13 protein-coding genes are annotated in these 11908 nt (G+C 70.9%); 5 read left to right on the top strand and 8 right to left on the bottom strand.

What is annotated here, in order from left to right:
* Positions 1-233: 233 nt before the first annotated feature.
* Positions 234-1424 carry an IS110 family transposase gene (locus tag B9S61_RS22985; protein WP_103543576.1) on the top strand — a complete coding sequence of 397 codons (1191 nt, stop codon included), beginning with the start codon at positions 234-236 and terminating at the stop codon, positions 1422-1424.
* A 178-nt stretch (positions 1425-1602) separates the two neighbouring features.
* On the opposite strand, the gene B9S61_RS22980 is transcribed toward B9S61_RS22985, so the two are convergent.
* From B9S61_RS22980 to B9S61_RS22970, 3 genes are all read right to left on the bottom strand, one after another.
* Positions 1603-2355: an alpha/beta hydrolase gene (locus tag B9S61_RS22980; RefSeq protein ID WP_103543967.1), complete on the bottom strand. Its 753-nt coding sequence runs from the start codon at positions 2353-2355 to the stop codon at positions 1603-1605.
* 236 nt (positions 2356-2591) lie between these two features.
* Positions 2592-3263 carry an enoyl-CoA hydratase-related protein gene (locus B9S61_RS22975; RefSeq protein WP_103543966.1) on the bottom strand — a complete coding sequence of 224 codons (672 nt, stop codon included), beginning with the start codon at positions 3261-3263 and terminating at the stop codon, positions 2592-2594.
* Positions 3264-3461: 198 nt separating this feature from the next.
* The gene (locus tag B9S61_RS22970) at positions 3462-4538 is read right to left on the bottom strand and encodes a Clp protease N-terminal domain-containing protein (protein ID WP_103543965.1); all 1077 of its coding nucleotides are present in this window, start codon (positions 4536-4538) and stop codon (positions 3462-3464) included.
* A 511-nt stretch (positions 4539-5049) separates the two neighbouring features.
* On the opposite strand from B9S61_RS22970, the gene B9S61_RS22965 reads away from it, so the two are divergent.
* Positions 5050-5253, top strand: coding sequence for a cold-shock protein (locus B9S61_RS22965; RefSeq protein ID WP_004986771.1), 204 nt, complete (start codon positions 5050-5052; stop codon positions 5251-5253).
* A gap of 326 nt (positions 5254-5579) precedes the next feature.
* Positions 5580-5801, top strand: a complete 222-nt coding sequence (locus tag B9S61_RS22960; RefSeq protein WP_258039803.1) for a CBS domain-containing protein — start codon at positions 5580-5582, stop codon at positions 5799-5801.
* Here the strand turns inward: B9S61_RS22960 and B9S61_RS22955 are convergent.
* The 3 genes from B9S61_RS22955 to B9S61_RS22945 all read right to left on the bottom strand — a co-directional run bounded on the left by B9S61_RS22955 (position 5786) and on the right by B9S61_RS22945 (position 8409).
* On the bottom strand, positions 5786-6145 hold the full coding sequence (locus B9S61_RS22955) for a hypothetical protein (protein ID WP_103543963.1): 360 nt from the start codon (positions 6143-6145) through the stop codon (positions 5786-5788). The two genes, B9S61_RS22960 and B9S61_RS22955, sit on opposite strands and share 16 nt — an antisense overlap.
* A 242-nt stretch (positions 6146-6387) precedes the next feature.
* On the bottom strand, positions 6388-6726 hold the full coding sequence (locus B9S61_RS22950) for a MerR family transcriptional regulator (RefSeq protein WP_103543962.1): 339 nt from the start codon (positions 6724-6726) through the stop codon (positions 6388-6390).
* Between the two features lie 498 nt (positions 6727-7224).
* Positions 7225-8409, bottom strand: coding sequence for an MFS transporter (locus B9S61_RS22945; protein WP_103543961.1), 1185 nt, complete (start codon positions 8407-8409; stop codon positions 7225-7227).
* An 83-nt stretch (positions 8410-8492) separates the two neighbouring features.
* Between B9S61_RS22945 and B9S61_RS22940 the strand changes: the two genes are divergently transcribed.
* Together B9S61_RS22940 and B9S61_RS22935 are read left to right on the top strand one after the other, a co-directional pair.
* Positions 8493-9479 (top strand): winged helix-turn-helix domain-containing protein, encoded by a 987-nt coding sequence (locus B9S61_RS22940; protein ID WP_103543960.1) that lies wholly within the window; start codon positions 8493-8495, stop codon positions 9477-9479.
* 9 nt (positions 9480-9488) lie between these two features.
* Entirely contained in the window at positions 9489-9998 is a 510-nt protein-coding gene (locus B9S61_RS22935) for a glutathione peroxidase (protein ID WP_103543959.1), read from the top strand.
* Positions 9999-10261: 263 nt separating this feature from the next.
* Here B9S61_RS22935 and B9S61_RS22930 read toward each other — a convergent pair whose 3' ends face one another.
* Both B9S61_RS22930 and B9S61_RS22925 read right to left on the bottom strand, forming a co-directional pair.
* On the bottom strand, positions 10262-10453 hold the full coding sequence (locus B9S61_RS22930; protein ID WP_103543958.1) for a DUF397 domain-containing protein: 192 nt from the start codon (positions 10451-10453) through the stop codon (positions 10262-10264).
* 227 nt (positions 10454-10680) lie between these two features.
* Positions 10681-11538: a helix-turn-helix transcriptional regulator gene (locus B9S61_RS22925; RefSeq protein WP_103543957.1), complete on the bottom strand. Its 858-nt coding sequence runs from the start codon at positions 11536-11538 to the stop codon at positions 10681-10683.
* Positions 11539-11908: the final 370 nt, after the last annotated feature.

Raw genomic sequence — 11908 nt, 5'->3', positions numbered from 1 at the left:
GTCCTACCTTTCAAGACGTGGGTCTGATCCGGTCATTCGTAGGATCGGAGGGCCCAGGGGTTCTGGGTATGGCTGCATGGTGGGCGCCGTTTGGATGGCTCAAAGGACTTGGCCGCCCGGAGCCCCGCGACGACTCGACCGCCAATTGGGAGACGCGACTCGATCGCTGCTGTAGGACAACGTCGGCGAGGTCGTCTGCGGGATCGATGTGACGACGAGCTGGCGGAGGGAACGTGCCCGAGATCTGGGCCGGAGTGGACATCGGCAAGACGCATCACCACTGCGTGGTGATCAACGCGGACGGCGAGCGGCTGCTGTCCCGCCGGGTCCTGAACGACGAGACCGAGCTGCTTCAGCTCATCGGCGACGTCCTGGAGATATCCACCGACGTGCTGTGGGCCGTCGACCTCAACCACGGCGGGGCCGCCCTGCTGATCGGCCTGCTGCTCAGCCACGGCCAGCCGATGGCCTACCTCACCGGCCTCGCGGTCCACCGAGCATCGGCCACCTACAAAGGCGAGGGCAAGACTGACGCGAAGGACGCCTTCGTCATCGCCGACCAGGCCCGCGTCCGACGTGATCTCGGCCTGCTGAGGCCCGGCGACGAGATCGCCATTGACCTGCGCACGCTCACTACCCGGCGCCTGGACGTGGTCTTCGACCGCACCCGGCAGATCAACCGTCTCCGCGCTCAACTGCTGGAGATCTTCCCCGCGTTGGAACGCTCGCTTGAGCTGACCAACAAAGGGCCGGTGATGTTGCTGACCGGCTACCAGACCCCGGCCGCGATCCGCCGCGCCGGCGCGAAGCGGATCGAGACCTGGCTGAAGAACCGCAAGGTCCGCGGCGCCGCCGCACTTGCGAAAACGGCTGTGGAGGCTGCCCAGGCGCAGCTGACGGCCCTGCCTGGCGAGACGCTGGCCGCCGCCATGGTGGTCCGCCTCGCGAAGGGGGTGATGTCCCTCGATGAGGAGATCGCCGAGCTCGACGCCCTGATCGAGGCCAAGTTTCGCGAGCATCCGCACGCTGAGGTGATCCGCAGTCTGCCCGGCATGGGCCCCAAGCTCGGTGCCGAGTTCATCGCCGCGACCGGCGGTGACATGGACGCCTTCGGCAGCGCCGATCGGCTGGCCGGCTTCGCCGGCCTGGCGCCCAGGCCACGCGACTCCGGCCGCGTCAGCGGCAACCTGCGCAGACCCAGGCGTTACCACCGTGGACTGCTGCGGAGCATGTACCTGTCGGCGATGGTCAGCACTACCACCTGTCCCGCCTCGAAGGCGTACTACCAGCGCAAGAGGAGCGAGGGGAAAGGACACAAGCAGGCTCTGCTGGCCCTCGCCCGCCGACGCCTCAATGTCCTGTGGGCGATGATCCGTGACGGACAGTGCTACCAAGGTTCACCTCCCGTCACGGCGGCGGCTTGACCTCATGATTGGGAAGTCCTTTCCTGGGGTGTCACAAGCGTGGACCGGCCGGGAGCCGCAAACTCATCGGCCGCGCTGGGGAGTGACGAGAAAAGTCGTGACGCCGCAACCGGTCAGGGGACGGAGGTTCGAGCTCTGTCGAAGCACGGACCCAGCCCCACCCGCGAGCGGTGCGGTGTCACTTCAGGTGCCGGGTGAAGAAGTCGGCCACGCCGCCTCCCGCGAACCGCGGGACGCCGGTGTGCCCGCCCATGTTGGCGTGCAGGGTCTTCTCCTTGGAGCCGAAGGCGTCGAACAGGGCCAGGGCCGCCTGCCGGTCGTTGCCCTCGTCGTCCCACTGAAGCAGGACGTGCAGCGGAATGGTGACCCGGCGGGCCTCGTCGAACATGGCGCGTGGCACAAAGCTCCCGGCGAAGAGGCCGGCGGCCACGATGCGCGGCTCGACCACCGCGAGGCGGACGCCGATGGAGATCACTCCGCCCGAGTACCCGACCGGGCCGCCGAGTCCGGGCAGCGGCAGGAGCGCGTCGACGGCGGCCTGCCATTCCGGGACCGCCCTGTCGACGAGCGGGAGGATGAGGGCGTCGACGATCTCGTCGCCGACCGGCTCGCCGGCTTCCATGGCCCGGCGCAGGTCGGCGCGGGCCCGGTCGGCGTCGGCCCGACGGGGCCGGTCACCGCTCCCGGGGAGCTCGATGGTGGCCGCGGCGAAGCCGTCCGCCACGGCGCGCCGGGCCCGCGCCACCAGTCGGGGGTACATCGCCTGCAGTCCGAGCGGGGGGTGGCCGAGCAGGATCAGGGGCGTCGGTGCGGACGCGTGTGCCGGCGCGGACGCGGGCGTCCAGAGGATGCCGGGGATCTCGCCGAGGGTGAATGCGCGTTCGAGGACACCGTCGTCGAGGCGGCGTTCGGAAGTGAGGTGAAGGGCCATGGTCGTGCCTTTCGGGAGTGCGCTGTAGTGGCACTCCCGGACGACCTATCGCCCGACCGTGACCCCGGAGGGGAGCACCCACGTCGTTGCGTTCACGGGTACCACCTCCTGGTCTCTCGCACGGCCTCCGCAAAGGTAGCAGAGGCCGACGTGGTCCGCCCCTCGTTTTCCGCGCGGGCAGCCAGCCCTACGGGCAGCCGTCCGGGCCCCGCTTCGTCGTACGGGTGCGGTCCCGGTCAGCCGAGGGGGCTGGTGGTGTCGCGGAGGGTGGTCAGGGTCGGGGCGTACATGCGGGCCTTGATGGTGCCGAGGGTGTCGCCGGCCTTGTTCACCTGGGCCTGGGCGATCTCGATGGCGGTGGAGCGCACGGCGTCCTCGGGGACCGCCCGGTCGACGATGCCGGCGGCGACGGCGTCGGTGCCGCCGTAGCGGCGGGCGGTCGTCATGGCCTCGTGCGCGGGCTGCGGGGCGAGCCGGGACTGGATGAGGGCGGACATGCCGGGGGTGAAGGGGATGTTGATGTCCGCTTCGGGCAGGCACCAGTAGCCGCGGTCGGCACGCATGACGCGGAAGTCGTGGGCGAGGGAGAACATCGCGCCCGCGGCGAAGGTGTGGCCCTGCAGCGCGGCCACCGTGACGAGCGGCAGGGACAGCATCCGCGCGAAGAGCTCGTGCACGGAGGCGACATAGCCGTGATATGCGTCGGCGTGGGCGAACAGCCACTCCAGGTCGAGCCCGTTCGAGTAGAACTTGCCCGTGGCTGCGGTGACCAGGGCGCGGGGGCCCTCCGCCTTCTCCACCTCGTCGAGTGCGGCGCCGACGCCGGTGAGCCAGTCCGGGTGGAAGCGGTTCTCGCCGTCCCCCAGGTCCAGAACGAAGACGTTCTCATGTCGGTCGAGCGACGGCATGGCTGCTCCTTCGGCGAATGGTCTACCCGTCAGTAACTTATGCGGGCGGCGTGGGCAGCGCAAGAGGCGGGTCAGGTGCCGCCGGGGCCGACGGCGGTGGTCGCGTACCAGGCGTCCGGCGCCCGGCGCCCGGCGCCCCAACAGGAGACACGGCCGGACCCGGTGTGCGGCCGGACGGCCGGACACCGGGTGGGGCTCTCAGGTACCCGCGGTGGTGGCGAGTGCCTCGATCAGTTGCCGGGCGCGGGTGTCCTCGTTCAGGAGGAGGTCGACGAGGGGGGCCGTGCCCGGGTCGGTCGTCGGGGCGTCGGGCGGGGCGTCCGTGGGTGGCTTGCCCGGGGACGCGGCCTCGTCCAGGTACTGCTCGGCGGGGCGTGCGTCGGCCGTCAGGGGGTCACGGCCGGTGGTCAGCGCGCTGTGGACGGTGGCGTGGTCGAGGCCCATGCGGGCCAGCCGTTCGGCGCCCGCGTAGCGGGTGTCGGGCGTGGGGGCGCTCTCGTCCCTCATGTGCGGGTACCGGAGCACGACCTCGTGCGTGGCCAGGACCGCCAGCAGGATGTGCTCGGTGCCCGCCGCGTCGTGGCCGAGACGGCGGGCCTGCTCGTGGGTCTCCATTCTGACCCACCAGGCGGGCCTGGAGGCCCAGTTGACGCCTACATGCTTGAGCAGCCACCGCTTCCAGAGGGCTTTGTGCCGGTAGTGGCTGCGGCCGAGGAGAACGTCGCGGGTGGGGTGCAGCAGGGGGGCGAGGTCGTTCTCCGGGTGCGGGGTGTCACCGTCGAGGAGGGTCAGTACGGTGTTGGGTGAGACGCCGCCGGCGGCCAGCAGGGCCACCGCGCGGTTCCGCTCCCCCGTCCCGTCCCCCGGGCCCTCCTCCAGCAGTGCCCGCAGCAGGTGCACCGCGCCGAACTTCTTCGCGTCCTCGCGTCGCGCCCGTTCCATCGCCGAGGTCAGCGCCCTGGCCGCGGCGCCCGTGAAGCGGGTGTGACGGCTTCCGTCGTCTCCCAGGATGTCCGTGGACGCGACGGTCGCGTCGGCGTCGTCGGCGCCCTCCCGTGTGACGCCCCGTTCCCCGGCGTCCCGCAGCAGCGCCGCCACGGCGGTCCTGGTCGCCCCGGCGTCCGCGAGCGCCTGGCACGCGGCCCCCTTGGACGCGGTGATGCCGGCCAGCAGATGGTCGGTGCCGATGGCTTCCCCTCTGGACGCGCCCGCCGCGCCTCTCGCGGATCCCAGGATTCCCACGACGGTCCAGTCGGGTTCCTTGGTGGGTTCCATGCTGCCTTCCTCGCGGTCGCCGGTACTGCCGTGCAGACTTCCCTACCGGAGCGGCGAGCACATCGTCCGGGAGGTGTATCCGGATCTCCGCCTTCAGGGGTGTGCCGTGCCGGGCGGGTCGCACCACCAGGGGTGACGCCCTGCGGGAGCCACCGTGCGGGAGCCTCCGGGCTGCGGCACGTGCGTGAGGGACTCGGCAGCACGGCTCCGATTTTTACCCGGCGCCCGATGTTTTATCTGTATCCGCGAGGTCAGAGTTTTACGTGAGGTGTCCGCAGATTCGCTACGGCGGCGAACGGAGCGAAATCGCGCGAAATACGCAGAGCGTCTCGGCGTGCTACTGTCGATCGCAGTTGCAGTTGTGGTTCCCGAAACTTCAAGCGCTCTCATCCGGAATCCTTTTCGGAGAGGGCGTTTGCGCACTACCGGTTTTTCCGGCGGGGTGATCATCACGGCGACACGGTGTCCGCACAGGGCGGATACCGACGCACAGCCCCGAAGGAGATATGACATGGCTACTGGAACCGTGAAGTGGTTCAACGCGGAAAAGGGCTTCGGCTTCATCGAGCAGGACGGTGGCGGCGCTGACGTGTTCGCCCACTACTCGAACATCGCCGCCCAGGGTTTCCGCGAGCTGCTCGAGGGCCAGAAGGTGTCCTTCGACATCGCGCAGGGCCAGAAGGGCCCGACGGCCGAGAACATCGTTCCCGCCTGATCTGACGCGCACCACGTAGCTGGGGCCCGCACCCTTCGGGGTGCGGGCCCCAGCTGCTGCCGTTTTCCGCTTTGCCTATTGCGATCTGTTCTTTCCGGGCGGATGTTCCTTTCGCGTCCGTCCGGCCGTTCCGTCCATTCCCCAAGTTTCCTGATGCGGCATTTCCGCGCCGACCCGCTTCTGCCGGTTCCGGCGTGCGCCCGCATGACCGGGAGGCTGACCCATCTCTCGGGAGGCACTTCTTGTCCCTGGTTCAGGCGTATTCCCGTCCGGCGGACACCTCCGCACTTCGTCCTGCCGCCGCCTGGCCCCGGGTGTGGGACGACATGACCGTCGAGGTGGCGTTGTCTTTCATGGCCGCCGCGCGCACCGGCCATCTCGCCGTCTGTGACGAGGACGGACGGTGCACCGACGTGGTCACACGGGACGGGCTCACCGCCGTACGGGACGGTTCCGCCTACACGGACCGGGTACGGCTGCGCGACATCGCCGGCGTCGCCGACGACGACGCGAGGCGGCGGGCGCGCAGCCGTCAGTGGTCGGAGTAACTGAAGTCCCCCACGGTCCAGGCGCTGACGTCCTCGATCGCGACGCGGTACATCCCGCCCGTCTCCGGGATGCCCACCGTGCCCTGCAGGATGCGGGCGACGTGGAAGTGGAGATGGGTGGGTGGCCCCTCCCGCTTCCCGCGGGCGTCGAAGACGGCGGAGAACCGGCTCAGCTTCGCCGAGCCCGTCAGCACTTCCGCCACTCGTTGGCGCCATACGGCTTCGGGGGCGAGGCGGCCGGTGATGACAGCACCACCGGTGACCACGGTCAGGGACATCTGGCTGCTCTGCCCGGACTCCACCAGGGCAGCGATCTCGACGATCAGCTCGTCAGGCTTCACCATGAGGCCGAATTCTATGCGCCGGCCCGCCCGGGACGACGCGCGAGTCCCCCTTCGGGCCGGAAGCGGGCCGGAAGCGGGCCAACAGCGGCGTCGGAAGCGGGCCGGAAGTGGCGTCGGAACAGGCCGGCCGCACACGCCGTCGGGCCGGACCGCACCGCCCCGCCGCCGGGCCGGACTGAACCGCCCGGCCCGGTCCGCCGCCCGCTCGGCGCGGGGACCGGCGTCCACTGCGAAGATTCGGGTCAGGCGCCCGCCCTGTGGCCGGAGCCGAGTTCACTGCGGCGCAGTTCGTCGTTGATGCGCCGGGCTTCTTCGAGCTGGTCCTCCAGAATGATGATGCGGCAGGCCGCCTCGATGGCGGTCCCCTGGTCGACCATCTCCCGGGCCCGGGAGGCGATCCGCAGCTGATAGCGGGAGTAGCGGCGGTGGCCGCCCTCGGACCGCAGTGGCGTGATCAGCCGGGCTTCACCGAGTGCCCGCAGGAACGCGGGCGTGGTACCGAGCATCTCCGCTGCTCGTCCCATGGTGTAGGCGGGGTAGTCGTCGTCGTCGAGTCGGTCGAACGGTGTGTCTGCGGTCATCTGCACCTCTGTCGGGTAATGCGTCGAGGGGCCTTGGTGCCGTACGGCACCAAGGCCCCGAGGGATTTGTAACACCATCTGCCGGCTACTGCACTGCCGGCCTTCCGTGTCCGCACCAGCCCCTGGCATGGGGCGGGGTGTGCGGGGATCGCGGATGCGTGACCGTGGGACCACCTTCCGTTCCGGGGCCTGCGGTACCCGGGCGGACCGTTCTCGCCCGGGCGATCCTGATGGCGTCCGCCTCCTTCTCTCCTTCTTCGTGCGCACCGGTTGATGCGCGGGTTCTGCGTCCCGGTGGATGCCCGGAGGCCGCCACCGGCCACAACGTCGTCCTTACCTGCGGGCAGTTCGTGTCTGCCCCGCCTTCGAGACTTCTTGGCTACAACAGAGACAGTACCTCCCCGCCTCGCGAATGTCTACAGCGACGGCAACAGATTTACCTCCGTACAGGTGACCGGTTCTCTGTCGGCGGCTCGCGTGGCCCGTCGGCGTCCCCCATCACTCCGGTAAGGAGGCGTCGCGTGCCGCGGTGGCGGGTGTCCGGGCCGCCAGAAACAGGGTCACGACGGATGACGCCGCCGCCAGGGTCGTCATCGCGGCCGCGGGTGAGGTGAGCTGGGCGAGGCCGCCCGCGAGGGCCGCGTTCACGCCCTGCATCGTGAGCATGCCGGAGGAGTGCAGGCCGAGGGCGTGCCCGGAGAGGTCCGGCGGGGTGACGGCCATCAGCCGCTCCTGCTGGACCAGGCTCGCCCCGAAGCCGATGGAGGCCACGGTGACCAGGACGGCGGTCACGGCGAGGGACGGGTGGAGGACGAGGGGGAGGTAGGGCATGGCGAGGAGCAGCAGGAGCGGGGTGGTCAGGCGCCGGCGGCGGTCCGCCGGGATCAGGCGGCCGACCGCCACGTCGCCGGCCAGCATGCCCGCGGCCGCGCAGGCGAGGAGGACGCCCGCGGAGTGGGGGGCGTGGGAGACGTAGAGGGATTCGCAGCCGACGATCAGGCCGTTGGGGATCCACAGGCCGAGGTACACGTGGCGGCGGGCCGGGGACGACCAGAGCCGGGCGTTGGCGTGCCGGGTGGCCCGAACGGAGGGCCGGCCCGTTGCGCGCGGGGGGCGGCGGGTCAGGCCGAGGCGGGCGACGAGCGCGGCCGTGCCGTACAGGGCCGCCGCGAGGAGCAGCGACAGGCGCGGGGAGAGGAGGGCGAGCAGGATGCCGCCCGTCGCGTAGCCGGTGACCTGGGTGAGGCCGTGCATCATGTTGAAGACGGAACGGCCGAGCAGGTAGCCGTCCTTGGGGAGGATCTCGTTCAGCAGGCCCCAGCCGACTCCCCCGCTCACCGACGCGACCAGCCCCTGGACGAGGAGGACGGCGAAGACCGCCGTGAGCGGGAGGTTGGGCACGGCCAGCAGGGCCGTGGTCGCCGTGAAGGCCAGTGCCGTGCCCACGCTGGTGGCCCGCGGCGGGAGGCGGTCGGCGGCGGACATGAAGAGCGTCGCGCCGAGGACGTGGGCCAGGGACGGACCGAACATGCTCAGTGCGGTCAGCAGCGGTGAGGCGGTCTCCCGGTGGACGAGCGTGGCCAGGGCCAGGCCGCTCGTCGTGCGGGCCAGGGTCTGGGCGGAGGCGGCGAGGAAGAGCGGAGTGAACTCCGGTGTGCGGAAGAGGTCCCGGTAGCTGCGCATGCGCGGAGTCTGTGGAGGGCGCCGGTGCGGTGGTCAATGTTTCGCGCCGGGGCGAAACCACCGAGGGCGGGAGGTGAACGGCCGTGGGCTGGTGGCAGATCAGCGCGGACACGCTCGCCGCGAGCCGGTTCGCGCTCTCGCCGCTCTCGGAGACTCTCGCGGCGCTGCGGCTGCTGCACGTGGCGCGGGCCGCGCATCCGGGCGAGCGGGAGTGGCTGGGGACCCATCTGCCCGCCTACCGGGCCCGGTTGGCCGCCGACCCGGTGACCGCGCTGCTCGTGCCGTCCGCGCTCGGCACGGTGTGGGTCGCGGACTTCCTGACCGTCGCCCCGCGGGGCGGTGAGAGCTTCGAGGAGGAGGTCGAACGGGTGCGTACGGTCCCGCCCGCCGCCCGCGGCCAGCTGCGGGTCGCGCTGGGCGGCCCGCTGCCCGCCCTCCTGGACCGCGACGATCTCGCGGAGCGCGCCGCCGGTCTCCTCACCCACGTGTGGCAGGACGCCGTGCGTCCGTACTGGGCGCGGCGCCGGCGGATCCTCGAGGCCGACGTGGTGGCCCGGACTGCGCAGGTGGGGCGGGACGGGTGGGCGGCGGTGCTGGACGCGCTGCGGCCGGGGACGCGCTGGCTGGGCGGCAACCGGCTGCAGGCCAACGCGCACGAGCTGCCCCCGCGGGAGATCCCGGGGGCGGAGCTGCTGTTCGTGCCGGTGACGTCGCAGCGGGTGGGCTGGGTGGCGTGGGAGGGGACGCGGCGGTACGCGCTCGTCTACCCGTGCGCGGGGGCGCTGGCCGGTGACCGGAGCCGGGAGAGCGTGCCGACGGGACTGGGCGCGCTGCTCGGAGGGGCGCGGGCCCGGGTGCTGATGCTGCTGGGGTCGCCGATGAGCACCAGCCAGCTGGTGGCGGTGACCGGGCAGGGGCTGGGCTCGGTGGGACGGCATCTGCGGCTGCTGCTGGAGGCGGGGCTGGTGGAGCGGGCGGGCCGTACGGGCCGGTCGGTGCTGTACGTGCGGACGGCGGCCGGGGAGGTTCTCGCCGAGGCCGGACACGGGAATGCCGGGCCGCGCCGTTAGGGTCGGCTCATGACGACTGCAGAGAACAACGGCACCTCTCCCCTCGATGTCGAGATCGGCGCGCTCGCCGGTGGTCCGGCGGACCTCGCCCAGTACGCGGGCCGGGTGGTGCTCGTCGTGAACGTGGCTTCCAAGTGCGGGCTGACCCCGCAGTACGCGGGCCTGGAGCGGCTGCACGAGCGGTACGCGGAGCGGGGCTTCACCGTGCTGGGCGTGCCCTGCAACCAGTTCCTCGGCCAGGAGCCGGGAAGCTCGGAGGAGATCGCCGAGTTCTGTTCGGCGACGTACGGGGTGACCTTCCCGATGACCGAGAAGGTCGAGGTCAACGGGGAGGGACGGCACGCGCTGTACGAGCGGCTGGCCGGGGCCTGTGACGACGAGGGGCACAGCGGGGACGTCCGCTGGAACTTCGAGAAGTTCCTGATCGGGCGGGACGGCGAGGTCCTCGCCCGATTCTCGCCGCAGACGGAGCCGGAGTCGGAGCAGGTCGTGGCGGCGGTGGAGAAGGCGATCGGCTGACCGTCGACCTTGCCCCTGGGGCCGGGGTGAGCGGGTGTGCTTCGCGGACTGGGGGCCGCGGGGCCGCAGGAGCCGGTGTGTGATGTGGCCTTCCCCGTGGCGTCCCGGTAACGCTTCCGGAAGCCGGAGGTGCTCGACCGGCCGATGGACCCCTCGGCAGCCCTCTGTGGGCCGGCCCGGGGGGCACCGGTCGAGCCCTCTCGGCGAGGACGGCGAACTGGTCGAGAGGGCTCGGGTGGAGCCGGTGGCGGGCGTCCGCGCCGTCAGCCCTTGACCGTGGCCACGAAGGCGTTCCACGCGTCCGCGGGGAACGCCAGCTTCGGGCCCTCGGGGATCTTGGTGTCCCCGAGTTCCAGCGCCGACCGGGTGGTCGACCTGACCATCACGCACGCGCCGTTGTTGTTGGTGTAGGAGGACGTCGTCCACGTTTCCGTGGCGCCCAGACGAATTGCCATGTTCGCTCCGTAGCCAGATGCCGAGTTGCTGTCACCGGCCTGCGCGTTCCGGCAGGGACCCGCAGAACGGATTGCGCCAACCCTCAACTGTGGTTGGCGTGATCGACGCTACTCGCCAACATCTTCTGTCGGAGCGGTCGTTCACTCGTCCGGGTGGCATATTCCACACGGGAGTTCCAGTCAGGCCTGTCGGCGATGTATGGTTCCGCCCCACGCCTGAGGGTGGCTCAGCGCGCGTAGTCCTTCGCGAGGCGTTCCACCAGCTGACGGGACTGTTCCACGTTCAGCGACTGGGCCCGCAGGTGCTCGTACATCACCGTGTACTTCTGTACGTCGTGCGGCTTCTCCAGGTACAGGTCGCTGGTGACGCCCTCGATGTACACCACGCTCGAGTCCGCCGCGTCGGCGAACTCCAGGATCGAGTACTGGCCGTTGATGCCGGCGTGCGCGCCGACCTCGAACGGCAGCACCTGCACGGTGATGTGCGGCAGCCGGCTCAACTCCATGACGTGCTCGAGCTGTTCCCGCATCACCTGGCGGCTGCCGACGATCCGGTGCAGCGACGCCTCGTCCAGGACCACCCACAGCCGCAGCGGTTCGCCGTCGGCGGTGATCCGGCCCTGCCGGCGCAGCCGCACCTCGACCCGCCGGTCGTTCTCCTGCTCGGTCGACTCCGGCGAACCGCCCTGGACGATCGCCTCCGCGTACGCCCGGGTCTGCAACAGGCCGGTGATGATCTGGGGTTCGTAGACGCGCAGCGACTCCGCGTCCGTCTCCAGACCGATGTAGACGCTGTACGGGATGTCGCCGAAGGCGTGCCACCAGCCCTGCTGGCGGGAGTCCTTGGCCATCTGCATCAGCGACTCGACGATCCGCTGGTCCTCGACCTCGTACACCCCGCACAGGTCGCGCACATCGCGCTGGCTGATGCTGCGCCGTCCGTTCTCCAGGCGGCTGATCTTCGACTGCGACACCAGCAGTCGCTCGGCCACCTCCTCGGCCGTCATGCCCTTGAGCTCACGGAGCCTGCGCAGCTCCTGGCCCAGCCGGCGCCGCCTGACGGTGGGATTGACATTGGACGCCACGGGACGTGCACCTCCGGCTGTATGCCTCGTACTAGCCACTTTGCGTGTCTGCTGATGAGCAGACTGCCACCAAGGTGCTCCCTACCGCTGGGAAACGGTGGATATACGACGGGTACACGCCACTTCCGGTACGGGTGGCGGGTGTCGGCCCCGGCCGGGGCACGCCGAGCGGGGCGGAGAGCGCCCGTGCGTACTCTCCGCCCCGCTCGGTCAGCGGCTCCCGTGACCGGGTCTGCGGTGCGGTGGATCCATGGCTGCCGTGCCGTTCGGCCCCTGGGGGACGTCCGGGCCGTACGTACGGGACGTCGTACGGCTCAGTGGGCCGCGGCGCGCGCCATGGATCCTCGGTGCGGTTGTGCCGGCACACCCC

It is taken from the genome of Streptomyces sp. SM1 (assembly GCF_002910825.1).
GTDB classification, from domain to species: domain Bacteria; phylum Actinomycetota; class Actinomycetes; order Streptomycetales; family Streptomycetaceae; genus Streptomyces; species Streptomyces okerensis.
The sequence above is the reverse complement of the archived record's forward strand: the minus strand, read 5'-3'. Positions and strand labels throughout refer to the sequence as shown.